The following is a 25100-nucleotide window of genomic DNA, read 5'->3' on the forward strand; positions in this document are numbered from 1 at the left end:
CCCAAGTCGTTCAGTTCGGCGTGCCGGTATCGTCGGAGCCGGTGAGCCCGGTCGGCTTCGAGCCGTCGTCGACCCGCGGCGTCTTGCCCAAGGGCGCGCCCTCGTCGGGCTTGACCGGCGCCAGGTTGTTCGCCCCGCCCAACGCCTTCCAGTTGAGCATCGCGTTATAAAGCATCCGATATTCGCCGAGGTTCTGCCAGCGCCAGATCGGGTTGGTGGCGAACATCACTACCCGCCCAGCGCCGACCGGCATATTGACGATCGCAGGACGGTCCTTGACCTCCTCGGCGCCCTTCATGAATCCGCTCATCACCGATTTCTTCCCGCCCGGGAATTCCATCAGCACATATTGTTTGGCGGTCTTGGGCACGCCGAGCAGCACGTTGCTCGCCCAGCGTACCGGCATCGTTTTTTGCGAATAGCCGTAGAACAAGGGGCTCGCCGGTTGGAGCACATTGGCTTTCACGATCGGGCCGGGGGCGTAGAAATCCTTGCTCACCCCGCCGGCCGACACGTCGTCGACCAGCCCGAAGCCGCCCGGCACCCCGCTCGCCTTGCCGGTGGTGATGAGCAGCCCGCCCGCCGCAACGAACTTGCGCAGCTCCTCCAGCCCCTCGAGCCCCATTCCGCCGCGGATATCGGGCGATGAGCCGTACATCCCCATCGTCGGGAAATCCTTCGACGCGTCATAGGGCAAGGGCTTGCCCTTCATCGGCAGATCGAACACCACATCCTTCGGCGACCGCCCCTGATCGGGCAGGATGATCACGTCATATTTTGCACGCAGATCACCCGCGCGGACTTGTTCCTTGAAGATCAGGTCATAGGGCGTCTTATACCGATCGAAGGCATAGCGCACCCAGCCGACGCTCTGGGTCGACCCCCAGGTGCTGAACAAGGCGACCCGCGGGATCGGCATGTCGTGGGTCGGCACGCCGGGATCGCCCGGCGCGGCGACCGCGGTGAGGCCTAGTTCCTCGATCAGCGGCTTGAGCTGCCCGCCCGCACTCGCCGGGATCAACAACGACCCCGCCGGCACCTCGCGCCCGCCCGCCTTGAACGGCTTTTCGGCAACGCGCACCGCGACGTCCTTCAGCCGGAAACGCAATTGCGCGAGATTGACCGATCCGGTGTCGAGCACCGCATAGCCCCCAGCCCCCGCGCCACCGATCGCACCGTTGACGACGAAGCGGTCGAGCGGCGTCGTCGGCACATCGAGCACGGCCTTGTCGGCGATCTGGACGATATTGGTGTGGGTCATCAGCCCCATCGTCCAGGCCGCATCGTCATAGGTGGTCATGTCGTCGTCGGGATAATTGTCCTGCACCTTGAGCAGGGTCTTGGCGAGCCGGCCGTAGGGCTGGTTGAGCTTGATGACGAGCGACCCCGCCGGATAGCTCTTGTCGCCCAGCTTGATCGCGCCATTGGCCTTGCCGATCTCGATTCCCTGCAGCTGGAGGGTATCGACGACGAACTTCACCCGCGTCGGGTCGCTCTGATTGGCCGGGATGATATAGGCATAGGGTGCCTTGGCCGCGCCCGCCGCGACCCCGTTCGCGCTTTTCTTGTAGAAATTCTCGAGGATCACATCGGGGAAGGTCGAGGCGAGCTGGAGCGCGGTGAGCACCCCGGTTTCCATATAATTGGTGTTGTTGCGCATCGACCATTCCACCTCCTTGTAGGCAGGTGACGGGCGATACCAGTCGCGCGCGGTCTGGTTGCCGCCGCGTGCGCCGGGGCCGACCTCACCGGTATCGACGTGGCGCAGCATCGTCGTCGCGCCGGCGTTGCCGAACGTTTCGTACATGCGCAGCATGCCGTTATGGTTCGACGCCATGAAGCCGACGTACCCCGGCGACCAGGCGTCGACGAAGCCGTGCGTCCACACCCCCGGCAGCCCCATTTTGGTGAGCTGCGACATTTCGAAATTGGAATAGAAGGGCAGCTCGCCGTAAAGGATCGGATCGAGATCGGGGTTCTGCGGCGCCTGTCCGCTGTACGTATAGAGGAACGGCACCGATTCATGCAGTTCGTGCATGATCGGCGGATGCCATTCGAGATAATATTGCATCATTTCCCGCGCGCTCGGGTCTGAGAAATTGATGTCGCGATTATTGTCGTGATAGATGTACTTGCCCCAATAGGGCGTGCTCGCCGGCTTGTTCAGATCGTCCTTTTCGTCGATCAGGTGGCGATAATACCAGTCGCGATAGCGATCGCGCCCGTCCGCCTCGAGCACCGGGGTGAACGCGACGACGAGGTTCTTGCCGATCTGGCGGATTAGCGGACTATCCTCGGTGAGCAGGCGATAGGCCAATTCCATCACCATTTCGGGCGGGCCGGTCTCGGCCGAGTGCAGCCCCGCGGTGACGTGATAGATCGGCTTTGTCTCGCCGATGATCCGCGTCGCTTCCGCGGGGGTGATACGCCGCGGGTCGGCCAGTTTGGCTAGGTTCGCCTTATACTGATCGAGCCTGGCGATATTCTCCGCGTCGGAGATCATCACCACGATATTGTCGCGACCCTCGTTGGTCTTGCCGATCTCGATGATCCGCACGCGATCGGGCGCGGCGGCGGCGAGCTTGCGGAAATAGCCGTTAATTTCCGCCTGGCTGTGAAGCACGTTGGGCACGCCGATATGGTGGCCGAAAACCTGCTTGGGCGAGGGAATCGTCGTCGACAGCGGGAGATGATCGACCAGCGGGGTCATGAATTCGGGACGCGTCGTCCATTGCTTCACCGACGCTGCGAAATCGGAATCCATCTGTTGCTTTGGCGCCTGCTGCTGCGCGCCGGCCGCATTCGCCAGCGACATCGCGACGCCGATCAGCGACGCGCCCGTCAAAACCCGCTTCATCAATTCCCTCCCGTTCGCGCGGACACGGCAGATGCCCGTTCCCGCGCCGACCCCGACATATTCTCATGAGAAACCCGTCGCTTGCGGCGACGGATCACTTCACATGCTAATCGTGCGACATCGCACCACCGCGCGCAAGGGTGGATCATCAAATCGTCGCGCCACGCACAATTAGTTGACGAACTTATTGACGAACGCACACATCCTGCTCAATCGCGTGATGGGGACATGAACGCCGCCCTACCCGACCTGGCGACATGCAAGCGATGCGGGCGGGCGGCGACGAGATAAGGGGAACCCGATGACCGACGTTATCCAGCCGCGCCGTGCGATGGGCCATGCGCTGCTTGCCGCCACCTTCCTGAGCGGGCTCGCCGCCCCGGCCTTCGCGCAGAATGCGCAGCCCGTGACCGGCGGCAGCGATGCGGATATCGTCGTCACCGCGCTGAAGCGCGACACGCGCCTGCAGGAAACCCCGATCGCGATCTCGGCGGTGTCGGCGCAGACGATCGCCAATTCGGGCGTGCAGAATATCGCCGACCTGCGCAGCCAGGTGCCGAGCCTCAGCTTCGTCGACGGCGGCCCTTCCAACCGCCGCGTCGTGATCCGCGGCATCCAGGCCACCGGCGAGCCGACCGTCGGCGTCTATTATGACGAAACCCCGGTGACCGGCACGGTGGGCGCGAGCAACGACGCGGGCGGCTCGACCCCCGAGCTTCGCCTGTTCGACGTCGAGCGCGTCGAGGCGCTGCGCGGCCCGCAGGGCACGCTCTACGGCTCGGGCTCGATGGGCGGCACGCTGCGCATCATCTACAAGAAGCCGAGCTACGAACTGGGCGCCGATTTCGACGGCAGCCTCTCCGGCACGCAGCACGGCGGCGCGAACCAGGAAATGAACGGGATGATCAACGTCCCGATCGTCGACCAGAAGGTCGCGCTCCGCGCGGTCGGCTTCTTCAAGCGCAATTCGGGCTATATCGACAACACGTGGCTGCGCGTGAAGGACATCAACGCTGAGGAAAGCTACGGCGGGCGCGTGATGCTGCGCATCCAGCCAGTCGAGCAATGGACGATCGACGCGGCAGCCTATTACAACAAATCGACCACCGACACGCCGACCTGGCTGCTGGAGAGCGGCAAGTACAAGACCGATTCCCGCACCCGGCAGGTCGTGCGCGACGAGGTGAAGCTGTACAGCCTGACGAGCAATTACGATTTCGGCCCGGTCATCGCGACCGGCGTCGTCTCCTATATGGAGCGCAATCTCGTCAGCCAGAGCGATACGTCGCGCTTCATCCAGGGGACCAACACGCTGGCGGGCTATAATGCGCGCTGCTTCACCGCGACCGGCGCGCCCAACGGCTGCACCGATCAGTTCCTCAACCCGATCACCTCGTTCAAGCAATATCAGGCGTTCGTCGCCGGCCAGTCGACCAGCTCGCTCTATCCGCAACAGGATCTGAACGCGCTGACCGCGGAGCTGCGGCTCAGCTCGGCGAGCAAGGGGCCGATCCACTGGACGGTCGGCGGCTTCTATTCGCGCCGCCGCACCAACGTCGCCAACCCGCAGCTCAACGTCAATCCGCTCAACGGCTATGTCATCCCGACCGAGGTCGACACGATCCGCTTCATCTACGATCAGCTCAAGCAGGTCGCGGCGTTCGGCGAGCTTTCGTGGGATCTCACCTCGCGGCTGAACATCACCGGCGGCGTGCGCTATTTCAAATATACCAAGAACGTCGTCGGCCACACCGACGTGCCGTCGATCCTCGTCGGCGCGCGGCTCACCCCACCGACCTATCTGTCGTCGAGCGAGGACGGCACGGTGGTGAAGGCCAACGCTTCGTACAAGATCACGCCGGACATCATGTTCTACGCCGAGGCGGCGCAGGGCTTCCGCCCCGGCGGGGTCAATCAGGTGCTCGGGCTGGCGCAGTCGCTGACGCCTTATCGCTCTGACTCGCTGTGGAATTACGAGGCGGGCTTCAAGACCTCGTGGCTCAACCACAAGCTAATCGTCAATCTCGACGCGTTCCGTATCGACTGGACGAACATGCAGGTGACCCAGCGCACCCCGAACGGCGCATTCTCCTATATCGGCAACGCCGCCGCGGCGCGCGTGCAGGGCGTGGAGTTCGAAACCTCGATCCAGCCGGTCCATGGCCTGAGCATCAACGGCAACGCCACTTATATGACCGCCAAGCTGACCGAGGATCAGCTTGCCGCCAATCTCGCCACCGCGAGCTCCGGCCGCGCGGGGGATCGCATCCCCTATGTGCCGAAATTCACCGCCGGGGTCGGCGCGCAATATACATGGCCGTTGTTCGGCGAGGTCAACGGGCTGGTCCGCGGCGATTTCAGCCACTCCAGCGGCTATTATTCCGATTTCCGACCGAGCTACGTCTATACGCGCTATATCAACGGCTATGAGCTGGTGAACACGCGTATCGGCATCGAGAAGCCGAACGATTGGGGCGCCTATATCTTCGTCAACAATCTGTTCGATGTGCTGGCGATCTCGCGCGCCTCGTCGAGCGCGATCGGCGTGGGGCTGACCAGCGTCACCTCCGCGCGGCCGCGCACGATCGGGCTCAACCTGCGCAAGACATTCTGATCCGGTGGGGGACGGCGGCGACCGCCGTCCCTTTGCCTCGCAATCCGATCATCCCCGCGGCGACGCGGGGATTTTTGTTACGTCCGACTTGTTCGCCGCGCCGGCGTGAGGGAGCACGTCGGACAGTTCGTCCAGCAACTTGCCGGCGAAATCGGGGTGATATCCGGCCCTCCCGATGAAATTCTCCGCGTCTTCGTAGGTGCGGATCGATCGCCGCCGCAGATATTCGAGCCCCTCACCGATCATTGCCCGATCGCCGACATGATTGCCGATCACGACAAGCCAGATCGCGTCGACCGGATTGAGAATTGACTGAAACCATTTGATTTTATCATGAGCCTCGGCCCATTTCCCGGCGACGAGCAAATTGCCGAACAGCGAATGCGAATACCAATGCTTCAGCCCGGAAATGGCGATGGCTCGGTCCAGAAGATTGCGCGACGCGGCCCAATCGTTGAAAACATAGCCTTCGATCATCGCGACGTGGCTCGACATGAACGGATTGCCGACGCAATAGCGGTTGATCGTTTCCACCGTTTCGGCAAGCCGCTCATGATCGGGCGGAACGGCGCGACGATATTCGCGTAGGCGCGCGACCAACGCGAGGCATTCGGTCGGGTCGATCGCCAGCGCGCGGTTCATCGCCTGCCGATATTCCGCGAGCAGCTTCTCGCGATCGGCCTTGCCGTACAGAGTCTGGTCATAATATCGCAGCTGAACGAAGATCGCATAAGTGCTGTACGTATCGGCAAAAGGCGACTTCTCCTTCATGCTCGCGCGCAGGCACGCCACATCATCAGCCGGGTTGTCGGTCATCGGATTGATGAAATGCGAATAGCCGTTCACATGGCAGGCATAATCTTGCTTCGCCTGCTGATTTTCCCATTTGCCTCGCAGCATATCCTTGACGAGCGCGCCTTCATGCGACGCGACACGATAAAGGATTTGCGCCATTACGAGCTCGACGTCGCCGCGATCGATCGTGAAGGTCTGCGCCCAATAAGGGTTGGTTTCGGCAGCACGGTATAGCGCCGCCTGCAGCGAGTGCTCGGAGACCTGCGTGAGTTCGAGCCTGCGCTGCATTGCCGGGCAACTCTTCGGCGCGGCGCCGGTGAGCACCAAAGGATAAGCCTGCAGAATCTTGCTGAAGACACCCTGAAACTGGGTCTCGCGAACCGGCATGAAGCCGTTCGACCGCAGCGCCAGCGAGGGCCGAAGACAATGATAATCCTTGGCGGCCTGGAACGGCTTGAAAACGACGATCGACAGCGCCGCGAGCAGCACGAGGGCCAGCCCGGCCAGCGCGAGCCGCCGCGCGGCGAAGAAGGCGCCTGGCGCGGCTTTGCGATCCGCTCTTTCGGGCGCCGCAGCCTCGGCCCTCTTGCCGAAGGTCGGCCGATAGCTGCCCTTGGCGAGGTTGATCACGACGCGCGCCGCCGGATCCAGCTGTGCATGATATCGCGCCAGCGCCTTGCGCAGCCGCAGCATTTCGACACGCACCACGCTGTCGATCGACGGATCGAAATCCTCGCCGCGCTTGAACACGTCGAGCGCGATCGAATAGCCTTTCAGACGATCGCCGCGCCCCGCAAGCTCCTCCTCGACCAGATAATCGAGCAGCAGCGACAGCTTTCCTTCGCCCAAAACCCCTGATTCATGGATGAGGCGCAACGCTTCACGGATATCGCTCGGATCGGGCTGCGCTTCCGCCTCAGCCGGTCTCATCACTCTATACTCCAGATAAATTGAAGTCGGTCACGTCATTTACGTGTAACGCTTTTAACCCCCTCATTTAACGCTTTTTGACAGCTGCGAGACGGGGCCGACGCTTCCGCCCCGCGTAGAGTATCTGGTGTTGAAATATTCGGACGGATGCGCAGCGCGAGATTAAAATCGCTAATTTTGTTGCTCCTTGGATCGGCGAAATTTGCAGTCATTCTCCGTTCGACTCGGGAGACGATGTCATGAACATGTCAGATGAATTTTCGCTACTCCAGCGCAACGAGCATCTTTCTGCATTTCTCCGCCTTGGTTTACAGGAAGAGATGTTTCGGCTCAATTATCAAGATATCCATTCGCTGATCAACGACCGCACCGCAGCGCGCGAAGCGCTGCTGCGTTGGGGCGGCTCCGATCAGGCTATTCCGTGCGACGTCGAGACGCTGTTCGACGTGGCGGAAACGACCGGGCGGATCGTCGAACTGGGCGGGAAGATCATCGATTGGGCATGCCGCGACGCCGCCAAATGGGCCGATCGCTGTGCCGTGGCGGTCAACGTATCGCCGCACCAGTTGCTCGCGGGCGACTTCGCCGCGCAGACGTTCGACGCGCTCGCGCGACATAATCTGCCCGCCGAGCGTCTTCACCTCGAAATCACCGAAAATGCGATGCTCGTCCCGACGCGCGAGGTGGTCGAGCAATTGCGCCTCCTGCGCCACGCCGGGGTCTCGCTATCGCTCGACGATTTCGGCTCGGGCTATTCCTCGCTGAGGAACCTGCAGCGCTTCTCGTTCGACGCGATCAAGCTCGACCGCTGCTTCGCTTCACACGCGCCCTATGACTACAAAAGCCGCGAAATCCTGTCCGCGGTCGCGGCGCTCGGGGAACGGCTGGGCATTCATATCATCGCCGAAGGGGTCGAGACGCACGAACAGCTCGATCTGGTTCGCGCAGCCGGATTCAGCCACGCGCAGGGCTTTCTCTTCTCGCATCCGCGCGGGCAGGAGGAGGTGCTCGATGATATCGCCCGAGACCGGGCCCGACGCGAGGTGATCCGCAAAGCCGAGATCATCGATACGGAATCATTCAGGCGCAACTGGCGAATATCTGCGGAAGCGAAGGTCATCGTCGGGGGATTCCGCCGCGATGCGCCGCCGAAAGCACCCGCAGCAGCCGACAAGCCTCGGCGGTCAGGCGGCTCAAGACGCAGCGGCGGCCGTCGCCCGCCACCTCTCGATGAATCGGCCCCATCGCCTCCGGCTGGTTGATCAGCGCATTAAGTCGGCGGACCGCAGATGTCGGGAGTCCCCCGTTCGACCTTTGACGAGCTCAGCGTGGAATGGACCTGCCCTTGTCGCGCATAGCCCTCTGCCCGCGCGATATTCTCCCGGTGACTGTCGAGCATCGCGCGCAGATCGGCGTGGAGATCGGCGTCACGCACTCTCGGCATCAGCGCCTCCAGCCGTCGCACCACCCAGGATAGGCCGCGGTTGAGGAATATCAGCCGATCGAGCGGCGGGGTGATGGTGTTAGAAGGGATCCGCGTCCCTCGCACTGGCCAGCGCGACCCGCGCGCCGGCGCGTTCCGCCTCGAGCAACGCGTTGAGCGCGGCGACGATCTCGTCGCGGCCGGCATAGCCCATATAGGCATCGCCGCCCCTCTGCCGCATAACAGACCGGGGATGAAGGCTCGCCGCTCACCGGGCCGGTATAGTGCCTCGGGTCAATCCGCCCAATAAAGCCGCATCGGATTGTCGATCAGCAACTTGCGCTGCGCCGCCGGGTCGGGGGCGATGCGCGGGATCATATCGACCAGCGCGCCATCGTCGGGGATCGCATCCTGCATATTGGGATGCGGCCAGTCGGTGCCCCACAAGCAGCGATCGGGATAATCGGCAACGAGCGGCGCCACCGCGCGCGCGAAATCGTCCCACGGCGCGCCGGCCGGATCGAGCCGATCGGGGCAGGTCGCCTTGAAATGGATATCGTCGCGCGAGTCGAGCAAGGCGCGAAACGCCCGCATATCGGCGCCGTCGGGCCCCTGTCGCACATCCGGGCGCCCCATATGATCGATCACCAGCGGGACCGGGATCGCATCGAGGAACGGGCGCAGCTCGGCAAGGATATCGGCCTCGAAATAGACCACGACGTGCCACCCCGCGGGCAGTCGCCGCGCCACCTCGAGGAATTTGTCCTTGGGTGCATCGTCGACCAGCCGCTTGAGGAAATTGAAGCGGATGCCGCGAATCCCGCCCTCGTGGAGCGCGGCAAGCTCGCCCTCGCCGATCGCCGGATCGACCACCGCCACCCCGCGCGCCGCGCCGCCCGATTGCGCGATCGCAGCGAGCGTCGCGCGATTGTCAGTGCCGTGGCAGCTCGCCTGGACGATCACGTTGCGCGCGAAGCCGAGCCGGTCGCGCAGCGCGAACAGCATCTCCGGCCCGGCATCCTGCGGCAGATATTTCGCCTTGGCGCTGAACGGAAATTGCGCCGCCGGACCAAAGACATGGCAATGCGCGTCGATCGCCCCGGCGGGCGGGGCATAGCGCGGGCGCGAGGGATCGAGCGTCCAGCTGCGGATGCGCCCTTCGCGATCGATACTCATGCGAATACCTCCCCGTCCATCAGCTTGCGCGCGGTGCGCAGCATTCCCGCCTCGACCGGCGCGCCGCTGTCGTCGACCGAGACCACGCATTCGGTGACCCCGCTCGGGTGTTCGACCCCCAGCGTCTTGTTTTCCCCCGCCGGCACCACCGCCACCGCGGCCGCGGGCGATCCTTCGATCAGACACGCCGTCGCCACGCTTACCGCGCCGAGCACGCCGATCGAGGCATGAACGCGATGCGGGATCAGCGAGCGCACCGCGATCGCGCCGCCTTCCCGCGGGGCGGCGACGAGCATCATCTTGGGCACCGATTTTTCGGTGACGTCACCAAGGTTCATCATCGGCCCGGCCTTGAGCCGGATCGCCTCCACCTTCGCCTTCATCGCCGCATCATTGTCGAGCGTATCGCGATCCTCATATCCGGTCACCCCGACATCGCTGGCGGCGAGCACGACGCACGGCATGCCGTTATCGATCAGCGTGCAGGCCAATCCGTCGATTTCGTCCACCCCGTTGCCGGTCGGCAGCAGCGCGCCGCAACTCGATCCGGCGGTATCGCGAAACGCGAGCGGGATCGGCGCGGCGGTGCCCGGCACCCCGCTGATCGCGGCCTCGCCGTGATAGGCGACCCGCCCTTCCGGCGTGCGCACCGTCGCCACCGCGACCTGCCCGGTATTGGCCATATAGATCGCGACGCGGGTCTCCTCGCCCGCCGCCGCGACCAGCCCGCGTTCGATCGCGAAGGGCGCAACCCCGGCGAGCATATTGCCGCAATTCTGGCTGTCGGTGACGATCGGCTGGTCGACGAACACCTGCAGGAACAGATAGTCGACATCGACCCCCGGCCGCGTCGAGCGGGAAACCACCGCGACCTTCGACGTCAGCGGATCGGCGCCCCCCATGCCGTCGATCTGACGCGGATCGGGCGATCCCATCACCCGCAGCAGGAAAGCGTCGCGCGCGGCGGCGTCGCTCGGCAGATCGTCGGCGAGGAAGAAGGCGCCCTTCGAGGTGCCGCCGCGCATCCACATGCAGCGGACGCCGGCAAGGTCATTCATAAACCAGCCCCATCGCCGCCAGCTTGCCGCGCATATCGTAGATATCGAGGCCGAGTTCGCCGGCGGCGAGCCGCTTGCGCTTGCCCTCCTCCGCCGCCTCGCGCGCCTGCGCCTTGGCGAGCACCGCCTCGGCCTCCGCATTGCGCACGACGCACACGCCGTCATCGTCGGCGACGATCACGTCGCCCGCCTCGATCGCCGCCCCGGCGCAGACGATCGGGACATTGACCGAGCCGAGCGTCGCCTTGACCGTTCCTTGCGCGAACACCGCGCGCGACCAGACCGGGAAGCCCATCGCGGTGAGATCGCGCACGTCGCGCACCCCGGCGTCGATCACCAGCCCGCGACACCCGCGCGCCATCGCCGAGGTCGCCAGCAGGTCGCCGAAATAGCCGTCCTCGCACGGGCTGGTCGGCGCGAGGACGAGGATGTCGCCGGGCTGCAATTGCTCGATCGCGACATGCACCATCCAATTGTCGCCCGGCGGCGCCGAAATGGTGACCGCCGACCCCGCGATGCGCGCGCCCGGATAGATCGGCCGCAAGCGGCTGGCGAGCAGGCCGATGCGCCCCTGCGCCTCGTGCACCGTGGCGACGCCGGCATGCGCCAACCCGTCGATCACCGCGCCGGATGCGCGGGGGATATTGCGAACGACGCGGCCTGCCATTGATGTCTCCTTCGCCACGCACCGTCATGCCGGGCTTGACCCGGCATCCAGAGTCATAAGCGGCGTCGTTCTTGGCTCTGGATGTCGGGTCAGGCCCGGCATGACGACTAAGTTGAATATCGGCCAGACCTAGCCGCGCCGCCCCCTCCCCGCCCAATCGAATGCATGTATGGCATATAAGAATTTGATATAGGTCATCCGATGAACCTGCGCCCGTTCGATCTCAACCTGCGCCATTTGCGCGCGCTTTCGGCCGCCGTCGAACAGGGCACGCTCTCCGCCGCGGCGGCGCGCGTCGGGCTCTCGCAACCCGCGTTGACGCAGGGGCTGTCCAAGCTCGAGGCGCAGCTCGGCACGCGATTGTTCGAGCGCCACCCCGGCGGGCTGACCCCGACCAGCGCCGGCGCGGAAATGGCGGCGCGCGCCGCGACCGCCTTCCGGCTGCTGGCCGAGGCGAGCCGTGCGACGATGAACGGCGGGCGCGGTTTCTCCCGCCCCGAGCAATTGATGACCGCGACCCAGCTCGATGCCTTCCTGCGCGTTGCCGATGCCGGAAGCTTCGTCGGCGGGGCGCGCGCCAGCGGCCTCTCGCAACCCGCGCTGCACCGCGCCGCGCGCGAGCTGGAGCAGGTGATCGGGTTGCCGCTGATCGAGCGTCGCGGGCGGGGGGTCGCGCTGACCGCGCACGGCCGCCGTTTTGCGCGCGGCATCCGCCTCGCCGAGCGCGAAATCGCCGCCGGGATCGCCGAGCTGTCCGCCGATCCTGCGGGCACCGGGCGGATCACGATCGGCGCGATGCCGCTGTCGCGCGCTCTGGTGCTGCCGCGCGCGCTGTCGCGCTTCACGCGTCAGGCGCCGGGGGTGACCGTCGAGGTGGTCGAGGGATCGTGGCGCGAATTGGTCGATCCGCTCAGCGACGGGGTGATCGATCTGATGATCGGCGCGCTGCGCGATCCGCCGCCGCCGGGGCTGACCCAGCGCGCTCTGTTCGATGACCGGCTCGCGGTGATCGCACGCGCCGGGCACCCGCTCGCCGGGATCGCCGCTCCCGATCGCGCCGCGCTGGCGGCTTATCCCTGGGTCGTGGGCTCGCCGCAAACCCCGCTTCACGCGCATTGGCGCCGGCTGTTCGACGATCACCCGCTGCCCCCCGCGCCGATCGCGTGCGGGTCGGTGATGGTGATCCGCGGCTTGCTCGGCGAAAGCGATCTGCTCACCTTGCTCTCGCCCGATCAGGTCGCGCTGGAGATTGCGGCGGGGGTGCTCACCACGATCGGTCCGCCGCTCGCCGGCAGCATCCGCCACATCGGCCTCACCACCCGCACCGACTGGCGCCCGACCGCGATGCAACGCCGGCTGATCGCGCTGATCGAGGAGGCGTCGGCCAGCCTGTAAAACGTCCGTCACCCCGGCCTTGAGCCGGAGTCCATCGCGAGGCAGGCTCAGGGCAAGAGGTTCTGATCGCAAAGCTCGCGGCACAATGGACCCCGGCTCAAGGCCGGGGTGACGAAGGTGAATTCAGGAAAACGAATAGCCACGCCCCGCTTCCGATTGGCGCACGGACAGCGACGCCCCTTACCACCAGCGCCATGAGAGGCGCGACGTTCATTGGCTTCGGCGAGGCAGGCGCGGCGTTCGCGCCGCCCGGGCGTAGCGACATTCGCGGCTATGACATCAAGCTCGACACCCCTGCGACGCGCGCAAACAAGCTCGCCGATTTCGCTGCTGCCGGTGTAGCCCGCGCCGACAGCGCGGCCGAGGCGCTGGCAGGTGCCCAAACGGTCTTGTCGCTCGTCACCGCCGATCAGGCGCTGGTCGCCGCGCACACCGCCGCGCCGCATCTCGCATCCGACGCTTTGTGGCTCGACATGAATTCAGTCGCGCCCGACACCAAGCGCGCCGCCGCCGCCGCGATCGGCGCGCGGTATGTCGATGTCGCGGTGATGGCGCCGGTCCACCCCGGCCGCCACGCGACGCCGTTGCTCGTCGCCGGCCCGCATGCCGAGGCGGGGGCCGCGGCGCTGCGCGATCTCGGCTTTACCAATATCGCGATCGCCGGCCCCTCGGTGGGCGACGCGTCGGCGATCAAGATGATCCGATCGGTGATGGTCAAGGGGATCGAGGCGCTGACCGCCGAATGCGCGCTCGCCGCCGAAGCCGCCGGGGTGCGCGCGGCGGTGATCGCCTCGCTCGACGCGAGCTGGCCGGGCGCGGATTGGGCGAAGCGCTTCGATTACAACCTCGATCGCATGATGCTCCACGGCCAGCGCCGTGCCGCCGAGATGGAAGAGGCGACCAAGACGCTCGACGCGCTCGGCACCGGCAGCGCGATGACACGCGGCACGGTCGAGCGACAGCGCGCGATCGGATCGCTGAACACCGCGCCGCCCGACGGGCTCGCCGCCAAGCTCGACCTCATCCTCCCCCTGCTGACGCGTCAGGAACAGCCTGCATGACGATGATCATCGACTGCCACGGCCATTATACCACCGCCCCCACCGCGCATAACGAATGGCGCGAGGCGCAGAAGGCGGCGTTCAAGGCCGGCACCGCCGCGCCGCCCTATCCCGTCATCTCCGACGACGAGATCCGCGAGACGCTGGAGCAGAACCAGCTCCGCCTGCTGCGCGAACGCGGCGCGGACATGACGATCTTTTCCCCGCGCGCCTCGGCGATGGCGCCGCATGTCGGCGACGAGGCGGTGGCGATCGCCTGGGCGCGCGCCAACAACGATCTGATCAAGCGCTGCGTCGACCTCTATCCGGACATCTTCGCCGGGGTCTGCATGCTGCCGCAGAACCCCCAGGCCGATCTCACCGCCTCGGTCGCTGAACTGCGGCGCTGCGTCGAGGAACTGGGCTTCATCGGCTGCAACCTCAACCCCGATCCCGGCGGCGGGCATTTCACCGCCCCATCGCTCACCGATCGCTTCTGGTATCCCTTCTACGAGGCGATGGTCGAGCTCGACGTGCCGGCGATGATCCACGTCTCGGGCTCGTGCAATCCCGGGCTCCACGCCACCGGCGCTTATTATATCGCCGCCGACACGATCGCCTTCATGCAACTGATCGAGGGCGATCTGTTCCGCGATTTCCCCGACCTGCGCTTCATCATTCCGCACGGCGGCGGCGCGGTGCCCTATCATTGGGGGCGCTATCGCGGGCTCGCCGACATGCTCAAGCAGCCCGCGCTCGCCGGGCATGTGATGAACAACGTCTATTTCGATACCTGCGTCTATCACCAGCCCGGCGTCGATCTGCTCGCCAAGGTGATCGACACCAAGAACATATTGTTCGGCAGCGAGATGGTCGGCGCGGTGCGGGGTATCGATCCCGAGACCGGGCATTATTTCGACGACACCAAACGCTATGTCGATGCGCTGCCGATCAGCGACGATCAGCGCCACGCAATCTATGAAGGCAATGCGCGCCGCGTCTTCCCGCGGCTCGACGCCCGGCTCAAGGAGAAAGGGCGATGACCGGCCCGAAGGATATCCACCAATATCTCGCCGAATTCGACGATATCCCCGGCACCCGCGTGTTCACCGCGAAGCGCGCGCGTGCCGGCTATCATATGAACCAGTTCGCGATGAGCCTGATGAAGCCCGAGAATCGCGAACGCTTCAAGGCCGACGAGCGCGCCTATCTCGACGAATGGCCGCTCAGCGAGGAGCAGAAAGCGGCGCTGCTGGCACGCGATTACAACCGCTGCCTCGATCTGGGCGGGAACGTCTATTTTCTCGCCAAATTGTTCTCCACCGACGGGCTGAGCTTCGCGGAAGCCGTCTCGTCGATGACCGACATGAATTTCCAGGACTATACCAAAATGATGATCGCAGGCGGCCGCTCGCCCGAAGGCGCGCGCAGCATCAAGGGGAAGAACTGATGGCGCGGATCACCGCCGGCGTCGGCTCCAGCCACGTCCCCCTGCTCGGCGTCGCGAGCGATTTCGGCAAGGATGGGGACGATTATTTCGGCCCGATCTTCTCAGGCTACCAATGGACCCGCGATTGGGAGAAGGCCGAGAAGCCCGATGTCGTGATCCTCGTCTATAACGATCACGCCTCCGCCTTCGACATGAAGGTGATCCCGACCTTCGCGATCGGTTGCGGCGAGCGCTACAAACCCGCCGACGAAGGCTGGGGGCCGCGCGCGGTGCCCGAGGTGGAGGGGCATCCCGATCTCGCCTGGCATATCGCGCAGAGCCTGATCCTCGAAGAATTCGACATGACGATCATCAACGAGATGGACGTCGATCACGGGCTCACCGTCCCGCTGTCGATGATGTTCGGCAAGCCCGACGCCTGGCCAGTGAAGGTGGTGCCGCTGGCGGTCAATGTCGTCACCTATCCGCCGCCCTCGGGCAACCGCTGCTGGGCGCTGGGCGAGGCGATCGCGCGTGCGGTGGCGAGCTTCCCGGAGGACATCAACGTGCAGATCTGGGGCACCGGCGGGATGAGCCACCAGCTTCAGGGGCCGCGCGCGGGGTTGATCAACCGCGAATGGGACAATCGCTTCCTCGATCGGCTGATCGGCGAGGGCGACGAGCTGCGCCACGTGCCGCATATCGAATATCTCCGCGAGACCGGCTCCGAGGGGATCGAGATGGTGATGTGGCTGATCATGCGCGGCGCGCTGGGCAAAAGAACGCGCGCGCTCCACCGCCATTATCACGTCCCCTGCTCGAACACCGCGATCGGCCATATCGTCCTGCGCCCGGATAACGGCGAGGGCCTCGACATGACCGGCAGCGGCGCGGCCTGATTTCCCCTTCCCGACAAGAGAGACGAACATGACCCTCCGCATCGCGCTCGCCGGCGCCGGCGCCTTTGGCGAGAAGCATCTCGACGGACTGAAGAATATCGACGGGGTGGCGGTGACCAGCCTTGTCGGGCGACGGCTGGAGCCGACGCAGGCGATCGCCGCGAAATACGGCATCGGCCATGCCACGACCGAGCTGGCCGACACGCTGGCGCGCGACGATGTCGACGCCGTGATCCTGTGCACCCCGACGCAGATGCACGCGGCACAGGCGCTGCAATGCCTTGACGCCGGCAAGCATGTGCAGGTCGAAATCCCGCTGTGCGACAGCCTTGCCGACGGCGAAAAGGTGCTGGCGAAGCAGCAGGAAACCGGGCTCGTCGCGATGGTCGGCCATACGCGGCGGTTCAACCCGAGCCATCAATATCTCCACCGCAAATTCGCCAGCGGCGAGGCGCAGGTGCAGCAGATGGACGTCCAGACCTATTTCTTCCGGCGCCAGAATATCAACGCCAAGGGCGAGGCGCGGAGCTGGACCGATCACCTCTTGTGGCACCACGCCGCGCATACCGTCGATCTCTTCGCCTATCAGGCCGGACCGATCGTCGCCGCCAATGCGATCGAGGGGCCGATCCACCCCGAACTCGGCATCGCGATGGATATGTCGATCCAGCTCAAGGCCGCGACCGGCGCGATCTGCACCTTGTCGCTGAGCTTCAACAACGACGGGCCGCTCGGCACCTTCTTCCGCTACATCTGCGACACCGGCACCTGGATCGCGCGCTACGACGATCTGGTGACCGGCAAGGAGGAGCCGATCGACCTCACCGGGGTCACTGTCTCGAACAACGGCATCGAACTGCAGGATCGCGAGTTCGTCGCCGCGATCCGCGAAGGGCGCGAGCCCAATGCCTCGGTGGCGCAGGTGATGCCGTGCTACCGCGTGCTCGATCAGCTGGAGAAGCAACTGGCACGAGGCTGACCTTTCTTCCTCCCCTCCCTTGAACAGGGAGGGGAGGAAGAAGAGAGCGCGAAGGATGGCGGGGTGCCATTTCGCATCCGATGCTTTAGCACACGCCGCAAACCTCATAGGAGCGCCGCCGTGACCGCACTTCCCACCCGCAATCTCGGGCCGCTTACCGTTTCGGCGATCGGGCTCGGGTGCATGAACCTCAACCACGCTTACGGCATCCCGCCGAGCGCGGAGGAAGGCGGGCGGCTGCTCAATCGCGCGCTCGATCTCGGGGTCACGTTGCTCGATACCGCGGCGCTCTACGGCGCGGGGCAGAACGAGAAGCTGATCCGCGCCTCGGTGATCCACCGTCGGCGCGAATTCACGCTCGCCTCGAAATGCGTGCTCGACATGTACGACGGCAAGCGCGGGCTCAACGGCTCGCCCGCCGCGATCGCCGCGACGCTCGATGCGGCGCTGCAGCGGCTCGGGACCGATCATATCGATCTCTATTATCTCCACCGGCTCGACCGTAACGTACCGATCGAGGAATCGGTCGGCGCGCTGGCGCGTGCACACGAGGCCGGCAAGATCGGCGCGATCGGGCTTTCCGAAATGGGCGCGGCAACGATCCGCCGCGCGCACGCCGTCCACCCGGTCGCCGCGGTGCAGAGCGAATATTCGCCGGTCGTGCGCAACCCCGAGATAGCGGTGCTCGATACCTGTCGCGCCCTGGGGATCGGCTTCGTCGCTTTCTCGCCGGTCGCACGCGGGTTGCTGTGCGACGCGGTGCACGACGACATTTATGAGGCCGAACACGATATCCGCCGCGCGATGCCGCGTTTCAACGGCGAGAATCTGCGCCACAATCTGAAGGCGGTGGCCGCGTTCAACGCGCTCGCCGCGCGGATCGGCGCGACTCCGGCGCAGCTCGCGCTCGCCTGGGTGCTGTCGCGCGGGGATAATGTCGTGCCGATCCCCGGCACGCGCAGCATCACGCATCTGGAAGAGGATCTCGGCGCGATCGCGCTCGATCCGGGCGCCGAGGTGCTGGCGGAGGTGGAAACGATCTTCGCCCCCGGATCGATCAAGGGACCGCGCTATTCCGCCGCGATGCAGGCGCAGATCGACACCGAGACCTTCGCGGACGAGGAACTGGCCTGATCCCTTCCCCTTCTTACTCCCCTCCCTCGTGAAGGGAGGGGCTGGGGGTGGGTGGGTGTGAGGCGCGGGCGACGGTGCCCCTTCGGGCCAACCCACCCCCGGCCCCTCCCTTGTTCAAGGGAGGGGAGAAGAAGGAAGGGAAGTTAAACCCCGTTCGCGACGTCGAGGAAGTCGAGCATATCGGTGGTGACCCAGCCGAAATGGTAATTGGCGACGAACAGCAGGAACAGCGCCGTCGCGACGATCGTCACGCGAAAGGCGATGCGGCCGATGCGGAATTCGTGCGGGGCGCTTTCGGCCTGTCCGGGCACGCGCTCCACCCCGGCTTCCTCGGCGGTCCTCACCCCGAACGGCAGCACGAGAAAGACCGAAAAGGCCCAGAACAGGACGTAGATCGCCAGCATCGACGTCCAGCGCATCGTCACACCTCCACGATGAGCACGTCGACCACCGGCTTCTTGCCGGTCCAGCGCGTCGCGACGCGGCGCACCGCGAGCCGCACGTCCTCACGCAGCCGCTCGCGATCGCGCGGGCCGGTGCGCACCGCTTCCGCCGCAGCCTCCTCGGCCTCGGCGATGAACGGCAGGCGCTCCTCCTCGACGGGCACGCCCTGGATACGGACCTGCGGCGTCCCCGCGAGCTTCCCGCCCTGCGTCGCGACCGCGACCGACATCTGGCCGTTGACCCCGAGCTTGCGGCGCTCGTTGATCGTCACCCCGTCCGCGGGGAGGATCACATCGCCGTCGAGCACCAGCCGCCCGACCGGCGCGTGCCCGATCTTGGTCGGCTCGCCCGGCGCCAGCCGCACGATATCGCCGTCGGTCTGCACCAAGGCGCGCGGCACGCCGAGCGACAGCCCGAACCGCGCCTGCTCCATCAGGTGGCGCATCTCGCCGTGGACCGGCAGCAGCAGCCCCGGCTTGAGCCACTCGTAGATCGCCGCCAGTTCGGGGCGGCCGGGGTGGCCGGAGACGTGCACATGCGCCTGCTTCTCGGTCACCATCTCCACCCCGCGCCCGGCGAGGATATTCTGGATGCGCCCGATCGCGACTTCGTTGCCGGGAATCTGCTTCGACGAGAAGATCACCGTATCGCCCGCATCGAGCGATACGGTGTGATTGCCCTCGGCGATCCGCGCGAGCGCGGCGCGCGCCTCGCCCTGCCCGCCGGTCGCGACGATCAGCACCTTGTCGCGCGGCAGCCGCATCGCGGTCTCGGGATCGACCGTCTCGGGGAAATCGCGCAGATAGCCGCACGATTGCGCGACGCGCAGGATGCGATCGAGCGAGCGACCCGTGACGCACAATTTGCGCCCCGTCTCTTTCGCCACCGCGCCGAGCGTCGAGAGCCGCGCCGCGTTCGACGCGAAAGTCGTCACCAGCACGCGCCCGCGCGCCTTGGCCACCGCCTCCGCCAGCCCGCGCCGCACCGAGCTTTCCGAGCCGGATTCGTCGGCGTTGAACACATTGGTCGAATCGCACACCAGCACGTCGATCCCCGCCTCGCCGATCGCGCGCAATTCCTTCTCGGTCGCGGGCTTGCCGATCACCGGCTTGGCGTCAAATTTCCAGTCGCCGGTGTGGAACACGCGGCCGTGCGGGGTGGTGATTTCGAGCGCATTCGCCTCGGGGATCGAATGCGCCATCGGCACGAAGCGCACATCGAACGGCCCGACCGACACGCGTTCGCGCGGCTCGACCACGCGCAGGTCCACGCGATCGGCGACGCGTTCCTCCTCCAGCTTGCCGCGGATCAGCCCGGCGGTGAACGGCGTCGCATAAAGTGGCACGCCGAGGTCCTCGGCGAGATAGGGCAGCGCGCCGATATGATCCTCATGCCCGTGGGTGATGAGGATGCCGACCAGCTCCTCGCGCCGCTCCTCGATGAACGAGAGATCGGGCAGCACCAGATCGATGCCGGGATAGCTGTGATCGGCGAAGGTCACCCCCATATCCACCATCACCCATTTTCCCTGGGTGCCGTAGAGGTTGACGTTCATGCCGATCTCGCCCGAACCGCCGAGCGCACAGAAAAGAAGTTCGTTTTTGGGAGTCATTGTATTCCTAAGTTGAGCCGCGGTCCTCTATCCCCGTTCGGGCTGAGCTTGTCGAAGCCCTGCACTTTCTCCGCGAGGAAGAAGGCAGCCCTTCGACAAGCTCAGGGCGAACGGATCAGATCCAATGACCGCCGGCGATTTTCACTGGATATGCGCGCGTTCCCACATGATCGCCAGCCCCTGAATGGTCAGGTCCGGCTCGATCGCGTCGAACGCATTGGTATGTTGCTCGAACAAGGTGGCGAGCCCGCCGGTGGCGATCACCTTCACCGGGCGCCCCACCTCGGCCTTCATCCGCGCGACGAGCCCCTCGATCATCGCGATATAGCCCCAATAGATGCCGATGTTCATCTGATCGACGGTGTTGCGCCCGATCACGCTCAAATTGCCGCCCGGCGCCTCGATCGCGATGCGCGGCAGCTTGGCGGCGTTGTTGACAAGCGCGTCCAGCGACAGGTTGATGCCCGGCGCGATGATCCCGCCCTTGTATGCCCCGGTATAATCCGAGTGGTCGAAGGTGGTGGCGGTGCCGAAATCGATTACGATCAGATCGCCCTCGTGCAGCGCGTGCGCCGCGATCGTGTTGACCGCGCGGTCGGCGCCGAGCGAGCTCGGCTCGTCGACATCGATCGCGATGCCCCATTCGAGCGGCGGACGCCCGGCGATCAACGCGTCGCGGCCGAAATATTTGGTCGCCAGCACCTCCAGATTATGGAGCGCGCGCGGCACGACCGTGGAGATCGCCACGCCATCGACCTGCGACCGATCGAACCCCTCCAGCATCAGCAACTGATTGAGCCACACCGCATATTCATCCGCCGTGCGGCGCGGATCGGTGGCGATGCGCCAGCGCGCCTTGATCGTGCGCCCGTCGACCAAAGCGAAAACGACATTGGTGTTTCCGGCATCGACCGCCAGCAGCATGATCCTCTCCCCCTTTTAAACCAGGAAAACGTCGCCCGCGTGGATGGCACGGGTCGTGCCGTCCGCCAAGCGCAGGACGAGCGCACCGTCGGGCGCGAGCGTCTCGAATGTGCCATCGAGGCTGGTGCCGTCGGCAAGCCGGGCGCGGAGCGGCGTGCCCGCCGGATGCGCCCGCTCGATCCAGCGCGCAACGATCGGCGCCAGCCCCTGCCCGCGCCAGATGCTCAGCCACGCCTCGACCATCGCCGCCAGTCGTTCGAGTAGTTCGGCCGGGGTGATCGCCGCGCCCTGTTCGGCGAGGCTGGTCGCGGCGCGGTCGGGCAGATCGGGGCAATGCGCGACATTGACCCCGATGCCGATCACCACGGCATCGCCGACGCGTTCGAGCAGGATGCCGGAGATCTTGGCGCCGCCGATCAGCAGATCATTGGGCCATTTGAGCATCGTGCCGCGCGACACCAGCCGCGCGATCACTTCCTCCAGCGCCACCGCCGCAACCAGCGCGAGCGAGGCGGCCGGGGGATCGCCCGCGCGGAGGCGGACGAGATGGCTGGCGTAAAGGTTGCCGGCGGGCGAGTCCCACGCCCTGCCCTGCCGCCCGCGCCCGCTGAGCTGGCGCTCGGCGCGGAGCCAGATGCCGTCCTCGGCCCCGCCGGCGGCGAGGTCGAGGAGATCGGCATTGGTCGATCCCGTCTCCGCGACGGTAAGGATGCGGGTCAGAACAGCGCCTTTGCCGCCGCCATCGTCCAGGCGGTGAGCAGCGGGATCGCAAGATAGCCGAGCGGCGAGACGATCGCCGCGGTCGCCACGATCAGCCCGCCCTCCAGCCGGTCACCGGGGCCATATTCACCCGCCGGCTCGTCGAAGTACATCGTCTTGACGACGCGCAGGTAATAATAAGCGCCGATCACGCTGAACGCGATACCGAACACCGCGAGCGGGAACAGCCCGGCCTGCACCGCGGCGTAGAACACCGCAAACTTCGCATAGAAGCCGAACAGCGGCGGGATGCCCGCGAGGCTGAACATGAACACCGCAAGCCCGAACGCCAGCGCCGGCCGCGTCCGCGACAGGCCCGAGAGCGAGGCGATCGTCTCGATCGGCTGGCCGTCCGTATCGCGCATCTGCAGCACGACGAGGAACGAGCCGAGCGTCATCGCGATATAGATCGCCATATAGGCCAGCACCGCGGCGACGCCCTCGGGCGTGCCCGCAGCAAGCCCGATCAGCGCGAAGCCGACGTTGTTGATCGACGAATAAGCGAGCAGTCGCTTGATGTTCTGCTGCCCGATCGCCGCCACCGCACCGAGCAGGATCGAGGCGAGCGCAGCAAAGATCACGATCTGGCGCCACTGCTCCGCCGCCGGCCCCATCGCGGTGATCGCGACGCGCAGCGCGAGGCCGACCGCCGCCACCTTGGGCGCAGTCGCGAAGAAGGCGGTCACCGGGGTCGGTGCACCCTCATACACGTCCGGGGTCCACATATGGAACGGCACTGCCGAGATCTTGAACGCCAGCCCCGCAAAGACGAACACCAGCCCGAACATCAGCCCCAGCGACTTGGTGCTGCCGGCGAGCGGCGCGGCGGCATAGGCCCCCGCGATCTCGTCGAACAGCGTCGAGCCGGTGAAGCCATAGACCAGGCTGATGCCGTAGAGCAGGATGCCGCTCGCCAGCGCGCCGAGCACGAAATATTTCAGCCCCGCCTCGGCCGACCGCGCGTCGCGGCGCATGAAGCTCGCCAGCACATAAGCGGCGAGGCTCTGCAGTTCGAGCCCGACATAGAGCGTCAGCAGATCGGCGGCAGAGACCATGATCCCCATGCCGACCGCCGAAAGCAGGATCAGCACCGGATATTCGGGGCGCAGATCGTCCCCGGCGGTGCGCTGGAAGAAGCCCGGCGCGAGCAGGATCGCGACCGCCGCGGCGACATAGATCAATGTCTTGGCGAAGCCGGCGAAGGCGTCGGCGCGATACATGCCGTCGAACGCGCTGCCACCCGAAGTGGCCGGCCCGACCAGCGCGACGCACGCGCCGGCGAGCACCGCGACCGCGGCCCAGGAAATGGCGCGGGTCGCGTTCGGGCCGCTCCAGGCGGCAACCAGCATCAGCGCGAGCGCGCCCAGCGACAGCACCACCTCGGGCAGCGTCATCGCAAGTTGAGCGGCGTAGTTCATCAGTGCGCCTCCCCGTGCGCGGCGGTTTCGGCATGGGCGGCCGGGACGATACCGGTTCCCTTGGTCGGCAGCGAGTCACCCGCCGGCTTGGCGCGGTCGATGCGAGCGAGCAACGTCTGGGTATCCTTGCGCATCGGCGCGAGGAAGCTTTCCGGATAGACGCCCATCCACAGCACCACCGCGGCGATCGGCGCGAGCAGCCACATTTCACGCGACGACAGATCGGGCATCGCGCGCACGTCATCCGACTTGAGTTCGCCGAACACGACGCGGCGATAGAGGTACAGCATATAGGCTGCGCCGAGGATGATGCCGGTGGTGCACAGCAAGGTGATCGTGGTCGACACCTGATAGGTACCCATCAGGCTCAGCAATTCGCCGACGAAGTTGCTCGTGCCGGGCAACCCGACCGAAGCCATCGTGAACAGCATGAACAATGCGGCATAACGCGGCATGTTGATCGCGAGGCCACCGTAGCGCGAAATCTCGCGGGTGTGCAGCCGGTCGTAGATCACGCCGACACACAGGAACAACGCGCCCGAGACGAGGCCATGCCCGAGCATGACCATCATCGCGCCCTCGATGCCCTGGGTGTTGAACGCGAACAGGCCGATCGTAACGATCGCCATATGCGCGACCGAGCTGTAGGCGATCAGCTTCTTCATGTCCGACTGCACCAGCGCCACGAGGCTGGTGTAGATCACCGCCACCGCCGAGAGCGCGAAAACCAGCCAGGTGAGCTGCGCCGAAGCCTCCGGGAACATCGGCAGCGAGAAGCGCAGGAAGCCGTATCCGCCGAGCTTCAACAACACGCCCGCCAGGATCACCGACCCGGCGGTCGGCGCCTGCACGTGCGCGTCGGGAAGCCAGGTGTGGACCGGCCACATCGGCATCTTCACCGCGAACGAGGCGAAGAACGCCAGCCACAGCCAGGTCTGCACATGCGGCGGGAAATCATAGGCCATCAGCGCCGGGATCGAGGTCGTCCCCGCGACGATGCTCATATAGAGCATCGCGATGAACATCACGACCGAGCCGAGCAGCGTGTACAGGAAGAACTTGTACGACGCGTAGATGCGGTTCGCCCCGCCCCAGATGCCGATGATCAGATACATCGGGATCAGGCCGGCTTCGAAGAAGATGTAGAACAGGAACAGATCCTGCGCCGCGAAGGTGCCGATCATCAGCACTTCGGTGAACAGGAACAGGCTCATATATTCCGGGACGCGCATCTCGATCGCCTCCCACGAGGCGCCGATGCAGATCGGCATCAGGAACACCGAGAGCTCGATCAGCAGCAGCGCGAAGCCGTCGATGCCGAGCGACCAGCCGAACAGGCCGAAGACATGCTCATGATGCTCGACGAACTGCCATTGCGCGCCGCCGATATCGAAATTGAGCCACAGCAGGGCGCCGAGCGCGAGGTTGACCAATGTTGCGCCCAGCGCGAGCCAGCGCGCCTGGCTGGCGCCCAGGAACAGGCAGGCGACCGCAGCAAGCGCGGGCACCAGCAACATGACGGAGAGGATCGGAAAGCCGTTCATCTG

General features: G+C 65.6%; 22 protein-coding genes. 9 read left to right on the forward strand and 13 right to left on the reverse strand.

Annotated features, from left to right (window positions below):
* Positions 1-10: 10 nt before the first annotated feature.
* Positions 11-2857, reverse strand: coding sequence for a M14 family zinc carboxypeptidase (locus NED98_RS09830; protein ID WP_265312860.1), 2847 nt, complete (start codon positions 2855-2857; stop codon positions 11-13).
* A gap of 301 nt (positions 2858-3158) precedes the next feature.
* On the opposite strand from NED98_RS09830, the gene NED98_RS09835 reads away from it, so the two are divergent.
* The gene (locus tag NED98_RS09835) at positions 3159-5471 is read left to right on the forward strand and encodes a TonB-dependent receptor (RefSeq protein WP_179511364.1); all 2313 of its coding nucleotides are present in this window, start codon (positions 3159-3161) and stop codon (positions 5469-5471) included.
* A 48-nt stretch (positions 5472-5519) separates the two neighbouring features.
* Here NED98_RS09835 and NED98_RS09840 read toward each other — a convergent pair whose 3' ends face one another.
* On the reverse strand, positions 5520-7199 hold the full coding sequence (locus NED98_RS09840) for a hypothetical protein (RefSeq protein ID WP_265312861.1): 1680 nt from the start codon (positions 7197-7199) through the stop codon (positions 5520-5522).
* A 317-nt stretch (positions 7200-7516) separates the two neighbouring features.
* On the opposite strand from NED98_RS09840, the gene NED98_RS09845 reads away from it, so the two are divergent.
* Positions 7517-8458 carry an EAL domain-containing protein gene (locus NED98_RS09845; protein ID WP_265312862.1) on the forward strand — a complete coding sequence of 314 codons (942 nt, stop codon included), beginning with the start codon at positions 7517-7519 and terminating at the stop codon, positions 8456-8458.
* Between the two features lie 8 nt (positions 8459-8466).
* Here NED98_RS09845 and NED98_RS09850 read toward each other — a convergent pair whose 3' ends face one another.
* From NED98_RS09850 to NED98_RS09870, 5 genes are read right to left on the reverse strand one after another with little or no spacing between them, the layout of a single operon-like run.
* Positions 8467-8745, reverse strand: a complete 279-nt coding sequence (locus NED98_RS09850) for a DUF6306 domain-containing protein (RefSeq protein ID WP_265312863.1) — start codon at positions 8743-8745, stop codon at positions 8467-8469.
* Positions 8720-8860, reverse strand: coding sequence for a DUF6306 domain-containing protein (locus tag NED98_RS09855; RefSeq protein WP_265312864.1), 141 nt, complete (start codon positions 8858-8860; stop codon positions 8720-8722). The genes NED98_RS09850 and NED98_RS09855 overlap by 26 nt, the downstream gene beginning before the upstream one ends.
* A 53-nt stretch (positions 8861-8913) precedes the next feature.
* On the reverse strand, positions 8914-9795 hold the full coding sequence (locus tag NED98_RS09860) for an amidohydrolase family protein (protein ID WP_179511361.1): 882 nt from the start codon (positions 9793-9795) through the stop codon (positions 8914-8916).
* Entirely contained in the window at positions 9792-10853 is a 1062-nt protein-coding gene (locus tag NED98_RS09865; protein WP_265312865.1) for a 4-oxalomesaconate tautomerase, read from the reverse strand. Before NED98_RS09865 ends, NED98_RS09860 begins: the two co-directional genes overlap by 4 nt.
* Positions 10846-11520: a 4-carboxy-4-hydroxy-2-oxoadipate aldolase/oxaloacetate decarboxylase gene (locus NED98_RS09870; protein ID WP_265312866.1), complete on the reverse strand. Its 675-nt coding sequence runs from the start codon at positions 11518-11520 to the stop codon at positions 10846-10848. Before NED98_RS09870 ends, NED98_RS09865 begins: the two co-directional genes overlap by 8 nt.
* A gap of 201 nt (positions 11521-11721) precedes the next feature.
* On the opposite strand from NED98_RS09870, the gene NED98_RS09875 reads away from it, so the two are divergent.
* The 7 genes from NED98_RS09875 to NED98_RS09905 all read left to right on the forward strand — a co-directional run bounded on the left by NED98_RS09875 (position 11722) and on the right by NED98_RS09905 (position 18396).
* Positions 11722-12915, forward strand: a complete 1194-nt coding sequence (locus tag NED98_RS09875) for a LysR family transcriptional regulator (protein WP_265312867.1) — start codon at positions 11722-11724, stop codon at positions 12913-12915.
* Between the two features lie 194 nt (positions 12916-13109).
* Entirely contained in the window at positions 13110-13976 is an 867-nt protein-coding gene (locus NED98_RS09880; RefSeq protein WP_265312868.1) for an NAD(P)-dependent oxidoreductase, read from the forward strand.
* The gene (locus NED98_RS09885) at positions 13973-14998 is read left to right on the forward strand and encodes an amidohydrolase family protein (RefSeq protein ID WP_265312869.1); all 1026 of its coding nucleotides are present in this window, start codon (positions 13973-13975) and stop codon (positions 14996-14998) included. Before NED98_RS09880 ends, NED98_RS09885 begins: the two co-directional genes overlap by 4 nt.
* Positions 14995-15405, forward strand: a complete 411-nt coding sequence (gene ligA / locus NED98_RS09890; RefSeq protein WP_179511355.1) for a protocatechuate 4,5-dioxygenase subunit alpha — start codon at positions 14995-14997, stop codon at positions 15403-15405. The genes NED98_RS09885 and ligA overlap by 4 nt, the downstream gene beginning before the upstream one ends.
* Positions 15405-16283 carry a class III extradiol dioxygenase subunit beta gene (locus tag NED98_RS09895; RefSeq protein ID WP_179511354.1) on the forward strand — a complete coding sequence of 293 codons (879 nt, stop codon included), beginning with the start codon at positions 15405-15407 and terminating at the stop codon, positions 16281-16283. The genes ligA and NED98_RS09895 overlap by 1 nt, the downstream gene beginning before the upstream one ends.
* A 28-nt stretch (positions 16284-16311) precedes the next feature.
* On the forward strand, positions 16312-17262 hold the full coding sequence (locus tag NED98_RS09900; RefSeq protein WP_265271024.1) for a Gfo/Idh/MocA family oxidoreductase: 951 nt from the start codon (positions 16312-16314) through the stop codon (positions 17260-17262).
* 120 nt (positions 17263-17382) lie between these two features.
* A complete protein-coding gene (locus NED98_RS09905; RefSeq protein WP_265271023.1) occupies positions 17383-18396 on the forward strand; it encodes an aldo/keto reductase in 1014 nt (337 codons plus the stop codon).
* Positions 18397-18539: 143 nt separating this feature from the next.
* On the opposite strand, the gene NED98_RS09910 is transcribed toward NED98_RS09905, so the two are convergent.
* The 6 genes from NED98_RS09910 to NED98_RS09935 all read right to left on the reverse strand — a co-directional run bounded on the left by NED98_RS09910 (position 18540) and on the right by NED98_RS09935 (position 25097).
* Positions 18540-18815 carry a DUF1467 family protein gene (locus NED98_RS09910; RefSeq protein WP_265312870.1) on the reverse strand — a complete coding sequence of 92 codons (276 nt, stop codon included), beginning with the start codon at positions 18813-18815 and terminating at the stop codon, positions 18540-18542.
* A gap of 2 nt (positions 18816-18817) precedes the next feature.
* On the reverse strand, positions 18818-20452 hold the full coding sequence (locus NED98_RS09915) for a ribonuclease J (protein ID WP_179511350.1): 1635 nt from the start codon (positions 20450-20452) through the stop codon (positions 18818-18820).
* Between the two features lie 141 nt (positions 20453-20593).
* Positions 20594-21376 (reverse strand): type III pantothenate kinase, encoded by a 783-nt coding sequence (locus tag NED98_RS09920; RefSeq protein WP_265312871.1) that lies wholly within the window; start codon positions 21374-21376, stop codon positions 20594-20596.
* A gap of 15 nt (positions 21377-21391) precedes the next feature.
* The gene (locus NED98_RS09925) at positions 21392-22087 is read right to left on the reverse strand and encodes a biotin--[acetyl-CoA-carboxylase] ligase (RefSeq protein WP_265313105.1); all 696 of its coding nucleotides are present in this window, start codon (positions 22085-22087) and stop codon (positions 21392-21394) included.
* Between the two features lie 5 nt (positions 22088-22092).
* Positions 22093-23553 (reverse strand): NADH-quinone oxidoreductase subunit NuoN, encoded by a 1461-nt coding sequence (gene nuoN, locus NED98_RS09930; RefSeq protein WP_265271020.1) that lies wholly within the window; start codon positions 23551-23553, stop codon positions 22093-22095.
* Positions 23553-25097: an NADH-quinone oxidoreductase subunit M gene (locus NED98_RS09935; protein WP_265312872.1), complete on the reverse strand. Its 1545-nt coding sequence runs from the start codon at positions 25095-25097 to the stop codon at positions 23553-23555. Before NED98_RS09935 ends, nuoN begins: the two co-directional genes overlap by 1 nt.
* Positions 25098-25100: the final 3 nt, after the last annotated feature.

The organism is Sphingomonas lycopersici, from assembly GCF_026130605.1.
GTDB lineage: Bacteria > Pseudomonadota > Alphaproteobacteria > Sphingomonadales > Sphingomonadaceae > Sphingomonas > Sphingomonas lycopersici.

Bases quoted from the DNA above. Each gene is read 5' to 3' on its own strand.
- NED98_RS09830 (WP_265312860.1), bottom strand. From the start codon at position 2,857: ATGAAGCGGGTTTTGACGGGCGCGTCGCTGATCGGCGTCGCGATGTCG.
- NED98_RS09835 (WP_179511364.1), top strand. From the start codon at position 3,159: ATGACCGACGTTATCCAGCCGCGCCGTGCGATGGGCCATGCGCTGCTT.
- NED98_RS09845 (WP_265312862.1), top strand. From the start codon at position 7,517: ATGTTTCGGCTCAATTATCAAGATATCCATTCGCTGATCAACGACCGC.
- NED98_RS09855 (WP_265312864.1), bottom strand. From the start codon at position 8,860: ATGCGGCAGAGGGGCGGCGATGCCTATATGGGCTATGCCGGCCGCGAC.
- NED98_RS09860 (WP_179511361.1), bottom strand. From the start codon at position 9,795: ATGAGTATCGATCGCGAAGGGCGCATCCGCAGCTGGACGCTCGATCCC.
- NED98_RS09865 (WP_265312865.1), bottom strand. From the start codon at position 10,853: ATGAATGACCTTGCCGGCGTCCGCTGCATGTGGATGCGCGGCGGCACC.
- NED98_RS09870 (WP_265312866.1), bottom strand. From the start codon at position 11,520: ATGGCAGGCCGCGTCGTTCGCAATATCCCCCGCGCATCCGGCGCGGTG.
- NED98_RS09875 (WP_265312867.1), top strand. From the start codon at position 11,722: ATGAACCTGCGCCCGTTCGATCTCAACCTGCGCCATTTGCGCGCGCTT.
- NED98_RS09880 (WP_265312868.1), top strand. From the start codon at position 13,110: ATGAGAGGCGCGACGTTCATTGGCTTCGGCGAGGCAGGCGCGGCGTTC.
- NED98_RS09885 (WP_265312869.1), top strand. From the start codon at position 13,973: ATGACGATGATCATCGACTGCCACGGCCATTATACCACCGCCCCCACC.
- ligA (WP_179511355.1), top strand. From the start codon at position 14,995: ATGACCGGCCCGAAGGATATCCACCAATATCTCGCCGAATTCGACGAT.
- NED98_RS09895 (WP_179511354.1), top strand. From the start codon at position 15,405: ATGGCGCGGATCACCGCCGGCGTCGGCTCCAGCCACGTCCCCCTGCTC.
- NED98_RS09900 (WP_265271024.1), top strand. From the start codon at position 16,312: ATGACCCTCCGCATCGCGCTCGCCGGCGCCGGCGCCTTTGGCGAGAAG.
- NED98_RS09910 (WP_265312870.1), bottom strand. From the start codon at position 18,815: ATGCGCTGGACGTCGATGCTGGCGATCTACGTCCTGTTCTGGGCCTTT.
- NED98_RS09915 (WP_179511350.1), bottom strand. From the start codon at position 20,452: ATGACTCCCAAAAACGAACTTCTTTTCTGTGCGCTCGGCGGTTCGGGC.
- NED98_RS09920 (WP_265312871.1), bottom strand. From the start codon at position 21,376: ATGCTGCTGGCGGTCGATGCCGGAAACACCAATGTCGTTTTCGCTTTG.
- nuoN (WP_265271020.1), bottom strand. From the start codon at position 23,553: ATGAACTACGCCGCTCAACTTGCGATGACGCTGCCCGAGGTGGTGCTG.
- NED98_RS09935 (WP_265312872.1), bottom strand. From the start codon at position 25,097: ATGAACGGCTTTCCGATCCTCTCCGTCATGTTGCTGGTGCCCGCGCTT.